This window comes from Methylobacterium sp. J-068, assembly GCF_022829445.1.
Lineage (GTDB): Bacteria > Pseudomonadota > Alphaproteobacteria > Rhizobiales > Beijerinckiaceae > Methylobacterium.
The window spans coordinates 13,497-32,782 of the sequence record NZ_JAKSXY010000102.1 but is presented as its reverse complement, the minus strand read 5'-3'; the positions used below and the strand labels follow the sequence as shown (position 1 = coordinate 32,782).

General features: G+C 70.3%; 21 protein-coding genes and 1 pseudogene. 15 read left to right on the top strand and 7 right to left on the bottom strand.

What is annotated here, in order from left to right; translation table 11 throughout:
• The first annotated feature begins 306 nt into the window (after positions 1 to 306).
• The 4 genes from MKK54_RS17905 (at position 307) to MKK54_RS17890 (ending at position 5,211) form a co-directional block, all read left to right on the top strand.
• Entirely contained in the window at positions 307 to 2,640 is a 2,334-nt protein-coding gene (locus MKK54_RS17905; RefSeq protein WP_279597422.1) for an NADP-dependent malic enzyme, read from the top strand.
• 158 nt (positions 2,641 to 2,798) lie between these two features.
• Positions 2,799 to 3,773, top strand: a complete 975-nt coding sequence (gene gnd, locus MKK54_RS17900; protein ID WP_244012643.1) for a phosphogluconate dehydrogenase (NAD(+)-dependent, decarboxylating) — start codon at positions 2,799 to 2,801, stop codon at positions 3,771 to 3,773.
• An 84-nt stretch (positions 3,774 to 3,857) separates the two neighbouring features.
• Positions 3,858 to 4,586 carry a 6-phosphogluconolactonase gene (pgl, locus tag MKK54_RS17895; protein ID WP_244012642.1) on the top strand — a complete coding sequence of 243 codons (729 nt, stop codon included), beginning with the start codon at positions 3,858 to 3,860 and terminating at the stop codon, positions 4,584 to 4,586.
• A 214-nt stretch (positions 4,587 to 4,800) separates the two neighbouring features.
• Positions 4,801 to 5,211, top strand: a complete 411-nt coding sequence (locus MKK54_RS17890) for a hypothetical protein (RefSeq protein WP_244012641.1) — start codon at positions 4,801 to 4,803, stop codon at positions 5,209 to 5,211.
• An 85-nt stretch (positions 5,212 to 5,296) separates the two neighbouring features.
• On the opposite strand, the gene MKK54_RS17885 is transcribed toward MKK54_RS17890, so the two are convergent.
• The 3 genes from MKK54_RS17885 to oxlT form a co-directional block, all read right to left on the bottom strand.
• Positions 5,297 to 5,464, bottom strand: coding sequence for a hypothetical protein (locus MKK54_RS17885; RefSeq protein WP_244012640.1), 168 nt, complete (start codon positions 5,462 to 5,464; stop codon positions 5,297 to 5,299).
• Between the two features lie 160 nt (positions 5,465 to 5,624).
• Positions 5,625 to 5,822: a hypothetical protein gene (locus MKK54_RS17880; protein ID WP_244012639.1), complete on the bottom strand. Its 198-nt coding sequence runs from the start codon at positions 5,820 to 5,822 to the stop codon at positions 5,625 to 5,627.
• A 173-nt stretch (positions 5,823 to 5,995) separates the two neighbouring features.
• A complete protein-coding gene (oxlT, locus tag MKK54_RS17875) occupies positions 5,996 to 7,294 on the bottom strand; it encodes an oxalate/formate MFS antiporter (RefSeq protein WP_279597421.1) in 1,299 nt (432 codons plus the stop codon).
• A 603-nt stretch (positions 7,295 to 7,897) separates the two neighbouring features.
• Between oxlT and MKK54_RS17870 the strand changes: the two genes are divergently transcribed.
• The 7 genes from MKK54_RS17870 to MKK54_RS17840 all read left to right on the top strand — a co-directional run bounded on the left by MKK54_RS17870 (position 7,898) and on the right by MKK54_RS17840 (position 12,739).
• Entirely contained in the window at positions 7,898 to 8,053 is a 156-nt protein-coding gene (locus tag MKK54_RS17870) for a hypothetical protein (protein ID WP_244012638.1), read from the top strand.
• A 99-nt stretch (positions 8,054 to 8,152) separates the two neighbouring features.
• Entirely contained in the window at positions 8,153 to 8,347 is a 195-nt protein-coding gene (locus tag MKK54_RS17865) for a CsbD family protein (protein WP_244012637.1), read from the top strand.
• A gap of 61 nt (positions 8,348 to 8,408) precedes the next feature.
• On the top strand, positions 8,409 to 8,909 hold the full coding sequence (locus tag MKK54_RS17860; RefSeq protein WP_244012636.1) for a CsbD family protein: 501 nt from the start codon (positions 8,409 to 8,411) through the stop codon (positions 8,907 to 8,909).
• An 87-nt stretch (positions 8,910 to 8,996) separates the two neighbouring features.
• Positions 8,997 to 9,914 carry a PhnA-like protein gene (locus MKK54_RS17855; protein ID WP_244012634.1) on the top strand — a complete coding sequence of 306 codons (918 nt, stop codon included), beginning with the start codon at positions 8,997 to 8,999 and terminating at the stop codon, positions 9,912 to 9,914.
• A gap of 243 nt (positions 9,915 to 10,157) precedes the next feature.
• A complete protein-coding gene (locus tag MKK54_RS17850; RefSeq protein WP_244012632.1) occupies positions 10,158 to 10,541 on the top strand; it encodes a CsbD family protein in 384 nt (127 codons plus the stop codon).
• Between the two features lie 220 nt (positions 10,542 to 10,761).
• A complete protein-coding gene (locus MKK54_RS17845; RefSeq protein ID WP_244012630.1) occupies positions 10,762 to 12,171 on the top strand; it encodes a TAXI family TRAP transporter solute-binding subunit in 1,410 nt (469 codons plus the stop codon).
• Positions 12,172 to 12,226: 55 nt separating this feature from the next.
• Positions 12,227 to 12,739: a YidB family protein gene (locus MKK54_RS17840; protein ID WP_244012628.1), complete on the top strand. Its 513-nt coding sequence runs from the start codon at positions 12,227 to 12,229 to the stop codon at positions 12,737 to 12,739.
• Positions 12,740 to 12,776: 37 nt separating this feature from the next.
• Here MKK54_RS17840 and MKK54_RS17835 read toward each other — a convergent pair whose 3' ends face one another.
• Entirely contained in the window at positions 12,777 to 13,862 is a 1,086-nt protein-coding gene (locus tag MKK54_RS17835) for a 2'-deoxycytidine 5'-triphosphate deaminase (RefSeq protein ID WP_244012626.1), read from the bottom strand.
• A 112-nt stretch (positions 13,863 to 13,974) separates the two neighbouring features.
• A complete protein-coding gene (locus MKK54_RS17830) occupies positions 13,975 to 14,406 on the bottom strand; it encodes a hypothetical protein (protein ID WP_244012624.1) in 432 nt (143 codons plus the stop codon).
• A 160-nt stretch (positions 14,407 to 14,566) separates the two neighbouring features.
• On the opposite strand from MKK54_RS17830, the gene apaG reads away from it, so the two are divergent.
• From apaG to MKK54_RS24550, 4 genes and pseudogenes are all read left to right on the top strand, one after another.
• Positions 14,567 to 14,959, top strand: coding sequence for a Co2+/Mg2+ efflux protein ApaG (gene apaG / locus MKK54_RS17825; protein WP_244012622.1), 393 nt, complete (start codon positions 14,567 to 14,569; stop codon positions 14,957 to 14,959).
• Between the two features lie 4 nt (positions 14,960 to 14,963).
• Positions 14,964 to 16,136: an acetylornithine deacetylase gene (gene argE / locus MKK54_RS17820; RefSeq protein WP_244012620.1), complete on the top strand. Its 1,173-nt coding sequence runs from the start codon at positions 14,964 to 14,966 to the stop codon at positions 16,134 to 16,136.
• Positions 16,133 to 16,717, top strand: coding sequence for a spermidine N1-acetyltransferase (gene speG, locus MKK54_RS17815; RefSeq protein WP_244012618.1), 585 nt, complete (start codon positions 16,133 to 16,135; stop codon positions 16,715 to 16,717). Before argE ends, speG begins: the two co-directional genes overlap by 4 nt.
• A 23-nt stretch (positions 16,718 to 16,740) precedes the next feature.
• Positions 16,741 to 16,896: pseudogene (locus tag MKK54_RS24550) on the top strand (glyoxalase superfamily protein); the annotation flags it as partial.
• 69 nt (positions 16,897 to 16,965) lie between these two features.
• Here the strand turns inward: MKK54_RS24550 and MKK54_RS17805 are convergent.
• Both MKK54_RS17805 and argF read right to left on the bottom strand, forming a co-directional pair.
• Positions 16,966 to 17,994: an Hsp33 family molecular chaperone gene (locus MKK54_RS17805; RefSeq protein WP_244012616.1), complete on the bottom strand. Its 1,029-nt coding sequence runs from the start codon at positions 17,992 to 17,994 to the stop codon at positions 16,966 to 16,968.
• A gap of 310 nt (positions 17,995 to 18,304) precedes the next feature.
• Positions 18,305 to 19,258, bottom strand: coding sequence for an ornithine carbamoyltransferase (gene argF / locus MKK54_RS17800; RefSeq protein WP_244012614.1), 954 nt, complete (start codon positions 19,256 to 19,258; stop codon positions 18,305 to 18,307).
• Between the last annotated feature and the right edge of the window lie 28 nt (positions 19,259 to 19,286).

Sequence of the window (19,286 nt, the reverse complement as noted above, 5' to 3'; positions counted from 1 at the left end):
CGGCGCCGCAACGCCGACCCTCCGGACAGGGGGGACGCGGAACCCGAGCCCGCCCGGGATGGAACAAAACCCTCCGATCGTCAGCGTCGGGACGCGATCCGGGCGCGACAGCGGCGGCCAGCCGTAGGAGTTTGTGCCGATGGGGAGACCGGTCCGTACGGCGGGCGGGCACGGTCGATCCGGGACTCCTGGCGCGGGTTGCGCCCATCCGGCAGCCGGTGCAACAGGAGCCCCAGCCAATATCCCGCCGATGATGGGAGACGCGCTCCGACGCAGGAACGGCGCGCAATCCTAAGGAGGACGACCATGGGCGACAACATGTCCGACGATCTCAAGTCGGGAGCGCTCGTCTACCATCGATTGCCGCGACCCGGGAAACTGGAGATCCAGGCGACGAAGCCGCTCGGCAACCAGCGCGACCTGGCGCTGGCCTACTCGCCCGGCGTCGCCGCCGCCTGCATGGCGATCCACGAGGATCCGCAGGAGGCCGCCACCCTCACCATCCGCCAGAACCTCGTCGCGGTGCTCACCAACGGCACGGCCGTGCTGGGCCTCGGCGATATCGGGCCGCTCGCCTCGAAGCCCGTGATGGAGGGCAAGGCCGTCCTCTTCAAGAAGTTCGCCGGCATCGACGTGTTCGACATCGAGGTCGCCCAGAACGAGGTCTCCAAGCTCGTCGACGTGGTCTGCGCCCTGGAGCCGACCTTCGGCGGCATCAACCTCGAGGACATCAAGGCGCCCGAGTGCTTCGAGGTCGAGGAGCAGTGCCGGGCCCGGATGAACATCCCGGTCTTCCACGACGACCAGCACGGCACCGCCATCATCGTGGCGGCCGCCGTCCTCAACGGCCTCGAACTCGCCGGCAAGCAGCTCTCCGACGTCCGCATCGTCACCTCGGGCGCGGGCGCCGCCGCGCTCGCCTGCCTCAACCTGCTCGTCTCGCTCGGCGCGCGCGTCGAGAACATCACGGTCACCGACATCAAGGGCGTGGTCTACAAGGGCCGGGCCGAGCTGATGGACCGCTGGAAGGACGTCTACGCGCAGGAGACGCAAGCGCGCACCCTCGCGGAGGTGATCGCGGGCGCCGACGTGTTCATCGGCCTCTCGGCCGGCGGCGTGCTCAAGCCCGAATACCTGGAGAAGATGGCCGACAAGCCGCTGATCATGGCGCTGGCCAACCCCTACCCCGAGATCATGCCGGATCTGGCGCAGGAGAAGCGCCCCGACGCGATGATCTGCACGGGGCGCTCGGACTTCCCCAACCAGGTCAACAACGTCCTCTGCTTCCCCTACATCTTCCGGGGCGCGCTCGATGTCGGCGCCACCTCGATCAACGAGGAGATGAAGCAGGCCGCCGTGAAGGCGATCGCGGCGCTCGCCCGCGAGACGCCCTCCGACGTGGTCGCCCGCGCCTATGGCGGCGAGGCCCGGCCGTTCGGCCCGCGCTCGCTGATCCCGAGCCCGTTCGACCCGCGCCTGATCCTGCGCATCGCCCCCGCCGTGGCCCAGGCCGCGATGGATTCCGGCGTCGCCGGCCGGCCGCTGGAGAACATCCAGGCCTATACCGACAGCCTCGACCGCTTCGTCCACCGCTCGGGCTTCATCATGAAGCCGATCTTCACCAAGGCCAAGGAGAACCCCAAGCGGGTCATCTACACCGAGGGCGAGGACGAGCGCGTGCTGCGCGCCGCCCAGGCGATCTGCGAGGACAAGGTCGCCCGGCCGATCCTGGTCGGCCGCCCGCGCGTCATCGAGACCCGGATCAAGCGCTTCGGCCTCTCGCTCAAGCAGGGCGTCGATTTCGACCTGATCGATCCCGAGGACGATCCGCGCTACCGCGACTACGTCGCCACCTACCTGGAGGCCGCCGGACGGCGCGGCATCACGCCGGACGCCGCCCGCACGCTGGTGCGCACCAACAACACCGTGATCGGCGCCGTCGCGGTGCGGCGCGGCGAGGCGGACGCGCTGATCTGCGGCCTCGAGGGCCGCTTCGAGACCCGTCTGCGGGTGATCCGCGACGTGATCGGCCTCGCCCCCGGCGTGCTCGATTTCGCCGCCATGAGCCTGATCGTCACCAAGGAGGGCGCCTACTTCCTCGCCGACACGCATGTGCGGCCCGATCCCAGCGCCGAGGAGATCGCCGACGTCGCCGTGGCCTGCGCCGAGCACGTCCGCCGCTTCGGCCTGACCCCGAAGATCGCGCTGCTCAGCCACTCGGATTTCGGCCAGTCGGATTCGCGCTCGGCGGTGAAGATGCGCACCGCGCTGGGCCTGATCCGGGAGCGCCGCGCCGACCTCGAGGTGGATGGCGAGATGCAGGCCGATTCCGCCCTGTCGGAGATGATCCGCGACCGGGTGATGCCGGCCTCGCGGCTCAAGGGCGCGGCCAACGTGCTGATCCTGCCGAACCTGGACGCGGCCAACATCGCCTTCCAGTTCGCCAAGGTGCTGGCCGACGCGCTGCCCGTGGGGCCGCTGCTGATCGGCCCGGCCAAGCCCGCCCACATCCTGTCGCCCTCGGTCACCGCGCGCGGCATCGTGAACGTCACGGCCGCCGCCGTGGTCGAGGCGCAGGCGGCCGAGATCGGCACCGGGGCCGCGCTGGCCGAACCCGGCGCGGGCCCGACCTCGGCGTGACGGGGCCTGCGTGAAACGCAGGGCGAGGCGGCCGAATCGCCGCCTCGCCTGGCCGAGCCAAATGCGGTAGCCCTGCTCGGGAAGCGGGCGCGCGAGGGCCGGCCCAGGTACCATCGGGTACGCCGTCCGGCACGCCGTCGCGGGTACGGAGATCACGGATGCAACTCGGCATGATCGGCCTCGGCCGGATGGGCGGCAACATCGTCCGCCGCCTGCTGCGGGATGGACACACGGCGGTCGTCTTCGACCGGAACGCGGAGGCCGTGTCGGCCCTGGTGGCCGAGGGCGCGGTGGGCGCGGCGAGCCTCGAGGAATTCGTCTCCAAGCTCAGCGCCCCCCGCGCCGCCTGGGTGATGCTCCCGGCCGGCGCCATCACCGAGGCCACGGTGAAGAGCCTCGGCGGCCTGATGGAGGCGGACGACTGCATCATCGACGGCGGCAATTCCTTCTACCAGGACGACATCCGCCGGGCCGCCGCGCTCAAGGGCGCCGGCATCCACTACGTCGATGTCGGTACCTCCGGCGGCGTCTGGGGCCTGGAGCGCGGCTACTGCATGATGATCGGTGGCGATGACGCCGCCCTGGAGCGCCTCGACCCGATCTTCAGAACCCTGGCGCCGGGCGTCGGCACCATCCCCAGGACCCCCGGCCGCGAGGGCCGCGACGCGCGCGCGGAATCGGGCTACGTCCACGCCGGACCGAGCGGGGCGGGCCACTTCGTCAAGATGGTCCATAACGGCATCGAGTACGGCCTGATGCAGGCCTATGCGGAGGGCTTCGACATCCTCCGGCACGCCAATTCGGAGGATCTGCCCGAAGCCCGGCGCTTCGACCTCAACATCGGCGACATCGCCGAGGTCTGGCGGCGCGGCAGCGTGGTCTCGTCCTGGCTCCTCGACCTCACGGCGGGGGCCCTGGCACAGGACGAGCACCTCGAGGACTTCTCCGGCTTCGTCGCCGATTCCGGCGAGGGGCGCTGGACCCTGAACGCGGCCATCGAGGAATCCGTGCCGGCCAACGTGCTCTCGGCGGCCCTCTATGCCCGCTTCCGCTCGCGCGAGGAGGCGTCCTACGCCGACAAGCTGCTCTCGGCGATGCGCAAGGGCTTCGGCGGCCACCAGGAGCCGAAATAGCCCGCGGGGGTTGTTCGTTCATCGCCGGGAGGACCCTGCCCCGTCGATGAACTGTCCTCCATCCGCCTTCGAGGTGCCGCGCCGATGATCCCCCTCCCCGAGAGCGCCGAGATCCTACCCGATGCCGACGCGGTGGCGGAGGCCGCCGCCGAGCGCCTCGTCGCCCTGTGCCAATCCGCGCCGCGTTCCGCCATCGCGGTCTGCCTCGCCGGCGGCTCGACGCCCAAGCGCCTCTATGCGCGGCTCGGCCGGCCGGATTGCCGTGAGCGTCTGCCCTGGGAGCGCCTGCACTGGTTCTTCGGCGACGACCGCTTGGTGCCGTGGACGGATGCGGCCAGCAACGTCCGCATGGCACGGGAGGCCTTCGGCGATGCGCCGATCCCGGAGGGGCATCTCCACGGCATGGAAACGGGCGGGACGCCCGAGGCGGGTGCGCGCGCCTATGCGCAGACCCTGCGCGGCTTCTACGGCGCGTCGATCCTCGACCCGGCCAGGCCCCTGTTCGACCTCGTCCTGCTCGGCCTCGGCGAGGACGGGCACACCGCCTCGCTGTTTCCCGGCAAGCCGGCCCTGCGCGAGCGGGAGGCCTGGGCGGCGCCCGTGCCGGAGGCGGGGCTGGCGCCTTTCGTGCCGCGCATCACGCTGACCTTTCCGGCCCTCGCCTCGGCCCGCGAGACCCTGTTCCTGGTGACGGGGGCCGGCAAGCAGGAGCCCCTGCGCCGCCTCGCGCGGGGCGAAGACTTGCCGGCCGGACAGGTCCGCAGTGTCGGCGCCCTCGTCTGGCTCGTTGATCGAGACGCGGTGGGCGTCTGAACTGCGAAGCGCTCAGTAATGCGCGCGTGTCTTCGCCGGTGACTTGACAAAAGATGTTGCCAAATCCGGCGGACTGGGGAAACCTTTCGGGATCGCCGGAATCTCCCGGCCCTCGTGACGTGACGCCATGGGCGTGGATTCCTTCATCGGCCTGCCCCTGCTCCCCGCTCCGCGACGGCGGTGGCGCCGGGCGTCCCGACATCGGATCGGCCCCTTGCGCAGCGTCGCCGAGGCCGCGCCTCATCCGATCCTCAGCGGCATCCGCTCGGGCATCGTCGCCGGCCTCGCCATCGTGGCCGTGCTCAGCCTGCCCGTGCTGCTCGTCCTCGGCGCGAAGGCTCCGGCCCCCGTCGCGTTCGAGCCGGCGGCCCGGGTCTGGGCCGAACCCACGGTCGCCCCGGTGGGTCCCCCGATCGTGGCCGCCCTCGCCGAGCCGAGTCCGGCCCGGACCGAGCCGGCGGTTGCGAGCACCGGCGGAGCGCGGTCGTCCCTCGGCGTCGATCTGATCCCCGTCCTCGACGACGAGAGCGGAGACCTCTCGCTGGAGGAGCCGCGCGCACCGATCGCGAAGACCGTGCGCCCGAGCCGCGGACAGCCGGTGCCGCGCGCTCCCAGGGTTCCCTGACGCGGGCTAGGGCTGATTTCAACGGTGATCGTTCGTTTCGTCGAGCCGTCCTGCGGCCGAGACGGCGATGATCCGAAAGGTCGGTTCAGGCCGCGCGCCGATCCGTGGCCCGGCTGTTGTCGTTGAGCGCGACGAACATCCCGGCCGACCCGGTATCCGGAAGCACCGTTCCCGCTTCGGCATCGTCGGTCAGGAGGGCCAGCATCGGTCCGATGGCGATGGCGGCCAGGCCGAGAATGAACAGGGCGATCATGATGGGGCCTCGATGCAGGTGCGAAATCACTTTATCGCAGCGCACAACGAGGCTTGGTATACGGTATACCGCAGTGCGGCCGTGCCATCGCCGCATGGCTCGGCGATCGATGGCCGGTGCTCCGCGTTCCGAGCACTCCGAACGACGAAGGGTGACGACGTCAGCGGTGGGCGGGATCGGTGAGCGTCGGCAGCAGCGGAAGCAGATAATAGCCGCTCGCGAGCAGAATGGCCGAGAGGACGAGTCCCAGGGACGAGACATAGACCACGGTGAAGACATCGCGGTTGAAGTCGGCCGTCCGCAGCACGATTCCCGCGAAGGGTATGCTCACCAAGGCGATGAGGAGCGAGACGACCATCTCGAAACCCTGTGGCTGGTGGAGGGCGACCGAGAGGAGGCGGGTGCCGCCCGGCTCGGTGGTCCGGGTGTCGTGCCCGCCGAAACGCGTCGCGATGATCGGCGGGTCGCGGTGAGCGGGCGAAGCGGATTCGGGCTCGACCCCGGCGCCGGGCGCCGGGGTCGAGCGTGGCGTCAGGCGTGCGCCAGCACGCCGGCGGGCTGGACTGATCCTTGCGCGGCGTGGTGCCGCTTGAGCATCGGGCGGAGCACGGCGATGGCGAGGAAGGCCGCCACGAGGTCCATCACCGCCACCGTGTAGAGCACCGTGGCCCAGGTGCCGGTGGCCTGCATGAGCAGGTTGCCCACGGGGACGAACAGGGCCGCGAAGCCCTTCGCACAGTAGAGCACGCCGTAGATCTTGCCGATGTGCTTGGAGCCGAAGGTGTCGGCCGCGGTGGCGCTGAACAGGGAGTAGACCTCGCCCCAGGCCAGGAACACGATTCCGGAGAGGATCACGAAGGCCCACGGGTTGGTGCCGAAATAGCCCAGCGCCACGATGCCGATCCCCTCCATCGTGAAGGCGATGAACATCGTCTTCTCGCGCCCGATCCGGTCGGAGACGTAGCCGAAGAGCGGACGCGAGATGCCGTTCATGACCCGGTCGAGCATCAGCGCGAAGGGCAAGGCGGCCATGGCGAAGAAGTACAGGTTGACCTGGAATTCCTTGACGCCGAGATCCTGCGCGATGACGCCGAGCTGGGCCACCGCCATCAGGCCGCCGGTGACCGTGCAGGTGAACATCAGCAGCATCACCCAGAACACCGGCGTGCGCAGGGCCTCGCGCAGGGTGTAGTCGCGCCGGGTCTGCAGGACCTTGGTGGAGAAGGTGACCTCACCCTTGGCCGGGCCACGCAGGCCGATGGCCGCCAGCATGATGATGCCGCCCTGGATCAACCCGAAGGTGAAGAAGGCCTGGGCGTAGCTGCCCTGCGCGATCATGTTGGCGATCGGGATGATGGTCAGGGCCGAGCCCGCGCCGTAGCCGCCCGCCGTCAGGCCGACCGCCAGGCCGCGCTTGTCCGGAAACCACTTCAGCGCGTTGTTGATGCAGGTGGCGTAGACGCAGCCGACACCGATGCCGCCCGCGACCGAACCGGCATAGAAGCCCGTGAGCGAGGTGGCGTAGGAGTTGATGATCCAGGCGAGACCCGTCATCAGGCCGCCGAACATGACCACGCGGCTCGGGCCGTACTTGTCGATGAAGTAACCCTCGATCGGGGTCAGCCAGGTCTGGACCACGACGAAGATCGTGAAGGCGACCTGGATCGCGGCGCGATCCCATCCGAAGGTCTTCTGAATTTCGGGAACAAAGAGCGTCCAGGCATATTGGATATTCGCGGCCGCAACCATGCAGGCGACGCCAAGGACGAGTTGCAGCCATCGGTTGGCGGTCGGTTTCGCCGTCGGGGGTGCAGCAGCGGACATCGCCATGGGTTCTCTCCCTCAATCTGCTTATGGCTTGGTGGCGTCAGGTTGAAATTGAACTATTCTGCAACTCGGCGTCCTGAAGGCGCGCTGGCACGCGCTGATGCCGGTTTCAAGACTGCGCGCATGTATTATTTGGTATACCAGATATGCGTGCAAGAAGAATAATTCACGTTTGGCGGTCCATTTTTTTGGATTAAACGCGCCGCCCACTTCGTCCATCTCGCCTGGTTCGCTGGCCGTGCGAGGCGGCCCATGGTCCGCAAGACCCTCGGACGAATCCATCGCGGACCCGATCGGCGGAGTCGTCCGCGCGCATGGCCATCGCCGGCGACGAAGCCTCTCCCCGATCTCGCGTCATGGTTCCGACGCGCCGCGCGTTTCGGGCGCGCGGGGGTTCACGGGCACCGTCCGGATGGGATTTCGATTCGGATCGCGACGGGCCGGCCCCGTGGCGCACGGGATGCGCGTGGGCCCGCGCTGAGCAATCACGTTCACGTCAATGATCCAGATATACCAATCGATCGGGCTTCACGGGCGGAACCGCGATCCGGCACGGCTGTTACGAGCTGGACCATAACGGGTCGCAACCGACCCTGGGGAGCCGCAGTGACACTCGCCTACGCCAACGGCGCCGCCCTCGCGATGCGCGGCGCTGAGATCTGCGCGCTCCTGTCCTGCGGGACATCACCGAGCGCCGGATCCGGGATCCGCTCCGGGCTCGGCGACGACCACGACGGCTTTCCGACCCGGGTGGATCGATGAAAATTACCCAGCATACTGGTACGTTTGCATCATTGATCAGCGCGCGGGAGGCGCCACCTGAGACAAGGATGCGTGAGGCTCAGGCATTCAGAGGCACCCATGAGCGAGCCCAAATCCACGGTCACGACCAGGAATGCGACGGCGGATGCCCTCGAGGGCTCGATCAAGGAAGCCATCGGCAAGTTGATCGGTGACGGAAAGGTCGAGGCCGAGGGCAGAGCGCAGCAATCGATGTCAGTCGAGAAGGCATCACCGAAGTCCGACGTGAAATCGAAGCCCAGGCCCAAGCCGTAGCTTCGGCGGCACGTCACGCGAGACCCAGAATTTCTTTCGAGCTGAGAACAGGAGACACATCATGGTCGATACGAATCGGATCACCGGCGCCGCCAAGGAACTCGGCGGCAAGATCCAGGGCGCGGTCGGCGACCTGACCGGCTCGAACCGCAATTCCGTCGAGGGCCGGGCGCGCGAGGTCCAGGGCACCGCCGAGAACCTCTACGGGCAGGCCAAGGATGCGGTCCGCGATGCCGCCGACCATGCGGTGGACGCCGCCCGCGACGTCGGGGACCGCGTGCGGAATGCGGTCGACGACGTCGACGGCCGCGAGGTCAGGGATCGCGCCCGCCAGGCCCGGGACGCCGCCGGCGAGACCTACGAGCGCGCCGAGCGCTCCGTCCGGCATGCCGGCCGCGAGGCCTACGATTACGCCGAGGACGCCTACGAGAACGGCGGCCGGTACCTGCGCCAGGGCGGTCGCGAGGTGACTCATCAGGTCGCCGAGCACCCCATTGCCGCGCTGCTCGTCGCCGGCCTCCTCGGCTACGGCCTCGGCCTGCTCATCCACGGCCGCGACTGATCCGCCGCCCGTCACCCCTCAAAACCTTTCACCCCCTCGGACCCGCCGAATTCCTCGGACGACCGACGACCCCCGGAGCTTTGTCACGTGGCCTCGACTTCCAGCATTCCCGCCGCACCCATCGGTGCGAGCGACACCCGTACCGTCCTTCTGAACCAGGTGTCGTGGGGTGCCATCTTCGCCGGCGCCGTCACCGCCCTGGTGACCCAGGTCATCCTCAACATGGTCGGTGTCGGCGTCGGCCTGTCCAGCGTCGGGCCGGTGGCCGCCGATAACCCGGCCGCCTCGACCCTCTCGATGAGCGCCGGCGTCTGGTTCATCGCCTCCGGCGTCGTCGCGGCGCTGGCCGGCGGCTTCATCGCCGGCCGCCTCTCGGGCAAGCCCATCGCGGGTGCCGCCGGCCTGCACGGCCTCGTCTCTTGGGCCGTGACCACCCTCGTCGTCCTGTACCTGCTCACCTCCGCGGTCGGCGGCATCGTCGGCGGCGCCTTCTCGGGCGTGACCAGCACCCTCGGGGGAGCCGGTTCGCTCGTCGGCGGCACCGTGCAGACCGCCGCGCAGGCCGCGGCCCCGTCGCTGTCCAAGATCTCGAACCCCCTCGACGGGATCGAGCAGTCGGTGCGCCAGCAGGCCGCCGGCCAGGACCCGCAGGCCGCCAAGGACGCCGCCGTCGCCGCCATCCGCGCCCTCTTCACGGGCGACCCGGCCCAGAAGGCCCAGGCCGAGAACCGCGCCGCCGACGCGCTGGCCAAGGCGCAGGGCATCCCGGTCGATCAGGCAAAGACGCAGATCCAGGACTACCGCAAGCAGTACGAGGAGGCCGTCGCCACCGCCAAGCAGAAGGCCGAGGTCGCGGCCGTCGCGGCCAAATCCGCCGCCACCCAGGGTGCCTTCTACGGCGCGCTCGCGCTCATCCTCGGTGCCCTCGCGGGCTTCCTCGGCGGCCGCATCGGCGCGCCGAAGCTCGTCACCCTGACCGAGCGCTACGACGCCCGCCGCGCCTGAGCCATCGCGTCCCGACATCCACCGGCCGGTCGTCCCGATCGGCCGGCCATGGCCCCCTAAATCCGGGGCGCATCCCATGAGCAGCACCACTGACACGCCGATGGGACGCGCCGACGAGGCCTCCGGCAACCTCAAGGAGGGCGCCGGCAAGGTCTCCGGCAAGCCTTGATTCCCGTTCCGGGGACCGCCGCTCGCGGTCCCCGGAACCCTTCGAACCGAAACTCAGATCCAGGAGGTTTTCCCATGAATCGCGACCAGTTCCGGGGCGCGTCCCGTCATCTGAAGGGCCGTGCGCAGACCGCCCTCGGCGGCGTCACCGGCGATCCGGCCCGTCAGGTCCGTGGCGCCGTGAATCAGGTGGCCGGTGGCGCGCAATACGCCTACGGACGCGCCCGCGACCGCGCGGACGACCTCGCCGAGGACGGCCGTCACCTCGCCCACGTGGTGCGGGATCGCGCCGACGGCCTGATCGAGGACGGCCGGGACCTGGCCCGCGACGCCCGCAAGCGCGGCGAGACCTATGGCCGTCAGGCCGTCCGTTACGCTGACGACAACCGCAAATCCGCTCTGCTCGGCCTCGCCGCAATCGCCTTCGCGGTCGGCTGGCTCTCCCGCCCCAAGCGCTGAGGCCCCGCGTTCCGGAGAGGTCGCATGATCCGCAAGCTCCTCATCGCCTTCGTGCTTCCCAAGGTCGTCGCCCTGATCGGCCGCCGCTTCGGCGGCCGGGCCGCGACGCCGCGCCGGTCCCCTTGACCGTCGCGCCGGACGCGCCGCTCCGCTCGACCTCCGGGCCTGTCGATCCCGGCAGGCCCGGCTCCCGGCGCAACCTGGAGCGGACACCCGATCCATGACGTTCGCCAGGCTCCTCTTGCGCCCCGAATTCGTCTTCCTCCTCCTCGCCGTGCTGCTCGGGATCGGGGCCGCCGGGGCCTACTGGATCTCGCGGGCGACCGTCCTCACCATCGCGGTCGCTCCGAAGGACGGGACCGAGCCGGCGCTGATCCAGGCCTACGCGGAAGCCTTGGCCAAGCGGCACAAGGAAGTCCGCCTCAAGATCCTGTCCTTCGACGACGTCCGCGACAGCGCCGCGGCCCTGCGGGCGGGGCGCGCCGACCTCGCCGTCGTGCGCCCGGACATCGACCTGCCCGACAACGGCCTGACCCTGGCGATCCTGCGCGACCAGGCCATGATCATCGCCTCGCCCGAACCGTCGGGCCTGACGCGCTTTCCGGACCTCGACCGCAAGCGGCTCGCGATCCTCGCCCACCGCGATGCCGACCAGGCGCTGATCAAGGCGATGCTCGAGCATTACGGGCTCACGCTCCTGGACGGCGACCCGGGGGGCGCGTTGCCGCCGCGCCATGTCGCCCTCGTGGAGATGACGGAGGCGGACCTTCCCAAGGCCTTCGCGACCAGGCGCGTCGATGCCGTGGTCTCGGTCATCGCCCCGACGGCCCCGACGGCGCAGCGCATCGTCGGCATCGTCCAGGCGGCCAGCAGGACCCGGAAGGTGGCCTTCGTCGATGTCGAGAACACGGATGCCATCATCGCGCGCCTGCCGCGCCTGCAATCCGTGACCATGCCGGCCGAAACCTTCGGCGGCAGCCCCAAGGTCCCGGGCGAGGACGTCCACACGATCGGCGCCTCCTATCGCCTGATGGCGCGGGCCAATCTCTCGCGCTCCATCGCGGCGGACGTGACCCAGCACCTGTTCGAACTGCGCAGCGGCATGGCCAACGCGACCGTGGCCGCCGACTACATGCAGGCTCCGAGCTACGACACGACGGCGGCCGCCACCAGCGCGCGGCTCCCCATCCATCCCGGCGCCATCGACTTCTTCGAGCGCGAGCAGCAGGGCTTCATCGAGCGCTACGAGACCTGGATCTATCTCGTGGCCTTCCTCGGCGGCGGCATCGGCTCGGCCGTGGCCTGGATCGGCCAGCGGCTGTCGCGACTTCGGCGCGAGCGGATCGAGGAGGCCACCGACCGTCTCCTGGAGATCCGCCAGGAGGCGCAGGGGCGCGCCGACCCCGCGCGCCTGGAGGGCCTCGCCCGCGAGATCGACGATCTGGCCGGGGAGATCGCCAAGCACGCGCTGGAGCGACCCACGGAGGCCCGGACCCTCTCGGCCGCCTCCATCGCCCTCGACGCCGCGCGCTCCACGGTCAAGCGCGCCCTGGCGACCGGACACCACGCCGCCGATCCTCCCGGATCGGCCGGGCGCACGCCATCGACGGAGGCCGCCGCGGCGGGCTGACGGCGAGACCCCGGATGTTTCATCCGGCCATTCCCCAACCCGATGAGGACACGCGATGAGCAAGGGCTATCCCTCGATGACGGCACTGCTGGGTCTGCTGGCGGTGGCCGGCTACCAGAACCGCGACAAGCTCGCCGAACTCCTGAAGGGCCATGGGTCGGACCACGGTTCGGAGCATGGGCCGGAGACCGGATCGTCCACGGTTCCGCGAATCCCGAGCACCGCCTCGACGGCGCCGGGCGGCACCGGCGCTTCGGGCCATCCGTTGGGCAATCTTCTGGGCGGCGTCGGCACGGCCGGCATCGGCGGCCTGATCGCCAGCGGCCTCAGCGAGCTCGTCGACCACTTCACCCGGAGCGGGCACGGCGAGACGGCGACCTCGTGGGTGAACCAGGGTCCGAACCGCGCCATCCCCGAGGCCGACCTGGAGCGCGCCATCGGCTCCGAGACCCTGGACCATCTCACGCAGCAGACGGGCCTCAGCCGCGCCGCCCTGCTCGCGCGCCTGTCGCGCGACCTGCCCTCGGCCATCGACCGCTACGCCAGCGACGGCCGCCAGCCGGCCTGACCGCTCGCGTCGCGATCGCGGGTGCCGGTCCCGGCATTCAGGCGAAGTGCTTCGACAGCTTCAGCCCCTGGGCCTGATAGTTCGAGCCGGCGCCCGACCCGTAGAGCGTGGCCGGGCGCTCGGCCATCCGCTCGTAGACGAGGCGGCCGACGATCTGCCCGTCCTCGAGCAGGAAGGGCACGTCGCGCGAGCGGACTTCGAGCACCGCCCGCGCGCCCGAGCCTCCCGCCCCGGCGAAGCCGAAGCCCGGATCGAAGAAGCCGGCGTAATGCACCCGGAATTCGCCCACCAGCGGATCGAAGGGCACCATCTCGGCGGCGAAGTCGGGCGGGACCTGCACGGCCTCCTTCGAGGCGAGGATGTAGAACTGGCCGGGATCGAGGATCAGCCCGCCCGATCCGTCGGCCGGCAGCATTTCCCAGAAATCGGCGATCCGGTGCCGGCCCGGCGCATCGACGTCGACGAGGCCGGTATGGCGCTTGGCGCGATAGCCGATCAGGCCGTCGAAGCCCGAAAGGTCGATGGAGACGGCGATCCCGCCCTGGAACGACGGATTCTGCGCGTTGACCAGGGGGGTCGCGGCATGGAGCGCGGCGAGGTCGCCGTCGCCGAGCCGCGGTTCACCCCGGCGAAAGCGGATCTGCGAGAGGCGCGAGCCGGTGCGGACCTTCACCGGGAAGGTGCGCGGCGAGATCTCGGCGTAGAGCCGGCCCTGATAGCCGGCCTCGACCTGATCGAAGGCCGCGCCCCGATCGGTGATGACGCGGGTGAACACGTCGATGCGCCCGGTCGAACTCTTGGGGTTCGCGCTGGCCGAAAGATCCGGCGGCAGCGCCAGGGCCTCCTGCAGTTCGGCGATGTAGACGCAGCCGGTCTCCAGCACCGCGCCCCGGGTCAGGTCCATCTCGTGCAGCACGAAGGCCTCGATGCAGGCGGCCACGCTGCGGGCGCCGGGCAGGAAGCTGGTGCGCACCCGGAAGACGCGGGCGCCGAGGCGCAGGTCGAGGCTCGCGGGCTGGATCTGGTCCGGCGCGAAGGGGCTGTCCGGCAGGATCGCGCCGGCCTCGGCGAGACGGGCGATGCCCTGCGCGGCGAGGATGCCGGAATCCGGAATGTCGTGCATCGCGTGCGGCGTCCCTCGTCGCTTCCAGCCGGCGCTCGACCCGGCACCCCTCCGCATCGGGGAAGACAGGCGGCGTTCGCGGCCATTCTGCGCCCCGGCGCCTAAGGCCCCGTTAAGCCTCCGGTTCCTGCCGCCTGGTCAGGACGACGCGCGCCAGGGCGAGGCGCGCGATCGCCCCCATGGCGATCAGGCCGGCCAGGGCGCTGGCCAGGAGCGGAAAACCCATCGGCCAGAGGGCGAGGGCCGTGGCGAACAGGGCCGCGGCGAGGCCGGTTCCGGGCCGCAGCGGCAGGACGAGGGATGGGGGGCCGGCCATGCGCGGCACGCGCAGGCCGCGCCGGGCCATCAGGGCGCCGGCCGCGCGGGCGAGCCCGTCGAGGAAGAGGGCCGCCGCCAGGGCCGCCGCCGCCCAGGCGTTGCGCTCCGGCGCGGTCCAGGCGAAGGCGCCCGCCAGGGCCGCGATGGCCGCCGGCCCGAGCAGGGTACGGGTGACGTCCCGGGTGATCCGAAGGGCGGGAATGCGCGAAACGGTCTCGTCGACCAAGACAGTCAGGACCTCGGGTTCGGGCGGGCACCCCCGCATGCGTCATGCCCGCATTCGTCACGATTGACGCGGTTTTGCGAGGGCCGTACCACGGCGGCCTGGGCTTGTCGCGAACTCAACGCGCCCGGGTTCAGGTCCGGCCAGGGAGGCAATGACGGCGATGTACAAGGCTCAGACACGCGGAATCAGCGTGACGGTGATGCCACGCTTCGTCGAGGAGGAATCGTCTCCGGCCGAGAGCCGCTACTTCTTCGCCTACACCGTCGAGATCGTGAACAACGGCTCCGAGCAGGTGCAGCTGCGCTCGCGCCATTGGCGCATCGTGGACGGGCGCGGGGAGACCCAGGAGGTGCGCGGCGCCGGCGTCGTCGGCAAGCAGCCGGTGCTCGAGCCGGGCGAGTCCTTCAGCTACACCAGCGGCTGCCCGCTCACCACGCCGGACGGCCTGATGGCCGGCAGCTACACCATGGCGACCAATGCCGGTGAGAGCTTCGAGGCCGAGATTCCCGCCTTCTCCCTCGATTCCCCCCACGTCCGCCGCAGCGTCCATTAACGTCATGTCCGGTGAAGGCCCGCGCCCGGCGACGCTCGACCTGCTGTCGCGGCTCGTGGCCTTCGACACCGAGAGTTCGAAGTCGAACCTCGCGCTCATCGATTGGGTCGCCGACCATCTCGCCGGCCTCGGGGTCGCTTCGCTCCGCCTGCCCAACGCGGCCGGCGACAAGGCGGCCCTGTTCGCCACCATCGGCCCCCCGGTCGACGGCGGCATCGTGCTCTCCGGCCATACCGACGTGGTGCCGGTGACGGGCCAGACCTGGAGCGGCGATCCCTTCACCCTCCGGGTGGCGGACGGGCGCGCCTACGGGCGGGGCGCCGTCGATATGAAGGGCTTCTGCGCGCTGGCCCTGGCGGCGATCCCGGATTTTCTGGCCGCCGGCCTCAAGCGCCCGATCCATATCCTCCTGTCCTACGACGAGGAGACCACCTGCCTCGGCGTCGCCGACACCATCGCGCGCTTCGGCGCCGACCTGCCGCGCCCGGGCGCGGTGATCGTCGGCGAGCCCACCGACCTCGAGGTCGCGGACGCGCACAAGAGCATCGTCACCTACCTCACCACGGTGCACGGGCACGAGGCGCATTCGGCCAAGCCCATGCTCGGCGCGAACGCCGTGATGGCGGCGGCCGATCTCGTCTCGGAACTGAACCGCATCGCCGACGCGATGATCGCGCGGGGCGACGCCTCCGGACGCTTCGACCCGCCCGCCACCACCGTGCATGTCGGCACGATCTCGGGCGGCACGGCGCGCAACATCCTGCCCAAGGTCTGTACCTTCCACTGGGAGTTCCGTGGCCTGCCCGACCTCGACATGGGCGAGATCCCGGCCCTGTTCGAGGCCAAGGTTCGAAGCGTGCTGCGCGACCGCTTGAACCGCTACGGCGATTACGGACGCATCGAGACGCTGGAGGAGGTCTCGGTGCCGGGGCTCGCGCCCGAGCCCGGCTCGATGGCCGAGCGCCTGGCGCTGCGGGTCGCGGGGCGCAATCACACGATCTCGGTGCCCTACGCCACGGAGGCCGGGCGCTTCCAGGTCGCGGGCATCCCGACCGTGGTCTGCGGCCCCGGTTCCATCGATCAGGCGCACCAGCCCGACGAGTACATCACCCTGGCGGCCCTCACGGCCGGCGAGGCCTTCATGGATCGCCTCATCGCGGAATGCCTCGAACCATGACCGCCTTCACAGCCAGGACCATCGCGGCGGACGGCCCGGTGAAGCTGCGCCCGCTGGAGCGGGAAGACCTGATGTTCGTGCATCAGCTCAACAACAACGACAGCATCATGCGCTACTGGTTCGAGGAGGCCTATGAGTCCTTCGCCGAACTGGCGCAGCTCTACGAGCGCAACATCCACAACCAGACCGAGCGGCGCTTCATCATCGCCAATTCCGAGGGCGCGCCCGCCGGCCTCGTCGAGCTCGTGGAGATCAACCACCTGCACCGGCGCTGCGAATTCCAGATCGCGATCCACCCGGCCTTCCAGGGCCAGGGCTACGCGCCCCGCGCCACCCGCATCGCCATGGACTACGCCTTCAGCGTCCTCAACATCCACAAGCTCTACCTGCACGTGGACAAGGACAATGCCCGCGCGGTGCGCATCTACGAGCGCTGCGGGTTCGTGCCCGAGGGCATCCTGAAGGACGAGTTCTTCGTCAACGGCAAGTACCGCGACGCGGTGCGGATGTGCCTGTTCCAGCCCGCCTACCTCGCCCGCCGGGGCGGCGGCGATATCGCGGATCCGGTCCTGAAGGCTTGACGATCCGGGGCGTGAACGCCCGGATGGCGCGTGCGCACGACACGATGGACGGGGGGCGCCATTATGAGCGGGAACTGGCGGCCAGGAACTATCCCTGTGGCAAGCCCGGAATCGAGGATCTGCCCTCGGGCCTCGTGATGACGGTCACCGACCCTTTCGGCAACCGCATCCGGTTCCGCGAGGAGAAGGAGAAGCCTGCGCCCGCGGATTCCGTCCCGGCCAGGGGTGAGGCCCCGGGCCGGCCGCGCTCAGGCCTCCGCCCGCGCCTTCACCTCTGTTTCCACCGCCGCCGGATCGAGGTCGTAGCGGCGCGAGCAGAATTCGCAGGTGATGCCGATGCGGCCATCGTCGGCGATCATGTCCCGGCGCTCCTGGGGCGAGAACGAGGCGATCATGCCCATCACCCGCTCGGGCGAGCAGCGGCACCGCTCGTGTACGCCTTGCGCCTCGAACACCCGCACGCCGCGCTCGTGGAACAGGCGGTAGAGCAGGCGCTCGGCCGAGACCTCGGGGTCGACGAGCTCGTGGTCCTCGATGGTGGCGACGAGGCTGCGGGCCTCGACCCAGGCATCGTCCTCGGGCACGCCCTGCGCGTCGAGATGGACGTGGCCCTCCGGGATGTCGCCCGGCGGCAGGTCGGCGAGGCGCGCCCGGTCGATGGATTGGGGCAGGAACTGCACCAAGAGGCCGCCGGCCCGGTAGGTCGTCGCGCCGCCCGCGTATTGCTCGGCCACCGCGAGGCGGACCTGCGTCGGGATCTGCTCGGACTGGCGGAAATACTGGTGCGCCGCCTCTTCCAGGCTCTGGCCCTCGAGGGCGACGACGCCCTGGTAGCGGCTGCTGGTCGGCCCCTGGTCGATGGTCATGGCCAGATGCCCCTGGCCGATCAGGTCCCCGTCCCGCAGCGGTCCGGCGCCGAGGGCCTCGACCCGTGCGGTGTCGAAGCGCGCGGTGGCGCGCAGGCGGTCGGGGGCCTCGAAATCGACCACGATCATCTCGACCGGACCGTCGGTCTTGGTCTGGAGCTGGAAACGGCCCTCGAACTTCAGCGACGAGCCGAGCAGGACGGTGAGGGCGGCGGCCTCGCCGAGCAGGCGCGCCACGGCGTCGGGATAGCCGTGGCGGCGCAGGATGGTGTCGACGGACGGGCCGAGGCGGACCACGCGGCCGCGCACGTCCAGGGCCTCGACGGCGAAGGGCAGCACCACGTCGTCGTCGCCCTCGATGGCGGGCGGCGCGTGTCCGGGGGTGGGTCCAGAGGTCGTTCCAGAGGTCATGGCGTCTCCGATCGGGCTCGACGAACGCGAGGGCCGGGCCAGGGGCATCCCGGCCCCGCGCGGGCGGCAGGGGCAAGGCGACAGGCCGGGGGGATCGCGCCGACGGGCCTCGGCGCCGCACCGGCTGGAGCGGCCGCGTTCGTCGCGACGGCCGCACCCGACCCTCAGGGAAGGATGACCCCTATATAGGACGGCGGCCGCGCCCGCGCGACGGGCGCGCGCGGACTCTTCGTGAGCCCGAAGCCCGTGTCGGTCTCGCCGAGGTTCGGCGGACGCCCACGGTTCGCGTCGAGGCCCGGGCTTGCGGCCCTCAGAGGCCGTTCGCCCGCAGGCACCAGGCCAGGATGCCCTTCTGCGCGTGCAGGCGGTTCTCGGCCTCGTCGAAGATCACCGATTGCGGACCGTCGATCACCTCGGCCGTGACCTCCTCGCCGCGATGGGCGGGCAGGCAGTGCATGAAGATCGCGTCCTTGGCCGCGGCCGCCATCAGCCGGGCATCGACCCGGTAGGGCACGAGCAGGTTGTGCCGGTGCTGGTCGTCCTCGTCGCCCATCGAGACCCAGCAATCGGTCACCACCGCATCCGCCCCGTCCACGGCCTCGTAGGCGTCGGTGGTGACGTTGAGGGTGGCGCCTTCGGCCCGCGCCCAGTCGAGCAGCGGCTGGGGCGTCGACAGTTCGGGCGGGGCGGCGATGTTGAGGGTGAAGCCGAAGCGCGCGGCGGCGTGGACCCAGGAGGCCAGCACGTTGTTGGCGTCCCCCGACCACGCGACGGTGCGGCCCTTGATCGGCCCGCGATGCTCCTCGAAGGTCAGGAGGTCGGCCATGATCTGGCACGGATGCGAGACCTTGGTCAGGGCGTTGATCACCGGCACGGTGGCGTACTCGGCCAGTTCCAGCATGAGGCCGTGGTCGAGGATGCGGATCATGATCGCGTCGACGTAGCGCGAGAGCACGCGGGCGGTGTCGCCCACGGTCTCGCCCCGGCCGAGCTGCATCTCGCTGCCGGTCAGCATCAGGGTCTCGCCGCCGAGTTCGCGCATGCCGACGTCGAACGACACGCGGGTGCGCGTCGAGGGCCGGTCGAACACCATCGCCAGGGTCTTGCCGATGAGCGGGCGGTCCTCGGCCAGTTCCCCCTTGCGGCGGCGCGCCTTGATGCGGGCGGCGGCGTCCAGCACCGCGCGCAGCTCGGAGCCCGAGAAATCCTTGAGGTCGAGGAAGTGGCGGGTCCCGTCTCCGGTCCCGTTCAGGGTCGTGGTCATCGGTCCGTTCTTTGTGTGCGTGTTCCCG

What these genes read in the sequence shown, in the direction of transcription:
- MKK54_RS17905 (WP_279597422.1), top strand. Translation starts at nt 307, where the DNA reads ATGGGCGACAACATGTCCGACGATCTCAAGTCGGGAGCGCTCGTCTAC.
- gnd (WP_244012643.1), top strand. Translation starts at nt 2,799, where the DNA reads ATGCAACTCGGCATGATCGGCCTCGGCCGGATGGGCGGCAACATCGTC.
- pgl (WP_244012642.1), top strand. Translation starts at nt 3,858, where the DNA reads ATGATCCCCCTCCCCGAGAGCGCCGAGATCCTACCCGATGCCGACGCG.
- MKK54_RS17885 (WP_244012640.1), bottom strand. Translation starts at nt 5,464, where the DNA reads ATGATCGCCCTGTTCATTCTCGGCCTGGCCGCCATCGCCATCGGACCG.
- MKK54_RS17880 (WP_244012639.1), bottom strand. Translation starts at nt 5,822, where the DNA reads ATGGTCGTCTCGCTCCTCATCGCCTTGGTGAGCATACCCTTCGCGGGA.
- oxlT (WP_279597421.1), bottom strand. Translation starts at nt 7,294, where the DNA reads ATGGCGATGTCCGCTGCTGCACCCCCGACGGCGAAACCGACCGCCAAC.
- MKK54_RS17865 (WP_244012637.1), top strand. Translation starts at nt 8,153, where the DNA reads ATGAGCGAGCCCAAATCCACGGTCACGACCAGGAATGCGACGGCGGAT.
- MKK54_RS17860 (WP_244012636.1), top strand. Translation starts at nt 8,409, where the DNA reads ATGGTCGATACGAATCGGATCACCGGCGCCGCCAAGGAACTCGGCGGC.
- MKK54_RS17850 (WP_244012632.1), top strand. Translation starts at nt 10,158, where the DNA reads ATGAATCGCGACCAGTTCCGGGGCGCGTCCCGTCATCTGAAGGGCCGT.
- MKK54_RS17845 (WP_244012630.1), top strand. Translation starts at nt 10,762, where the DNA reads ATGACGTTCGCCAGGCTCCTCTTGCGCCCCGAATTCGTCTTCCTCCTC.
- MKK54_RS17840 (WP_244012628.1), top strand. Translation starts at nt 12,227, where the DNA reads ATGAGCAAGGGCTATCCCTCGATGACGGCACTGCTGGGTCTGCTGGCG.
- MKK54_RS17835 (WP_244012626.1), bottom strand. Translation starts at nt 13,862, where the DNA reads ATGCACGACATTCCGGATTCCGGCATCCTCGCCGCGCAGGGCATCGCC.
- apaG (WP_244012622.1), top strand. Translation starts at nt 14,567, where the DNA reads ATGTACAAGGCTCAGACACGCGGAATCAGCGTGACGGTGATGCCACGC.
- argE (WP_244012620.1), top strand. Translation starts at nt 14,964, where the DNA reads ATGTCCGGTGAAGGCCCGCGCCCGGCGACGCTCGACCTGCTGTCGCGG.
- speG (WP_244012618.1), top strand. Translation starts at nt 16,133, where the DNA reads ATGACCGCCTTCACAGCCAGGACCATCGCGGCGGACGGCCCGGTGAAG.
- MKK54_RS17805 (WP_244012616.1), bottom strand. Translation starts at nt 17,994, where the DNA reads ATGACCTCTGGAACGACCTCTGGACCCACCCCCGGACACGCGCCGCCC.
- argF (WP_244012614.1), bottom strand. Translation starts at nt 19,258, where the DNA reads ATGACCACGACCCTGAACGGGACCGGAGACGGGACCCGCCACTTCCTC.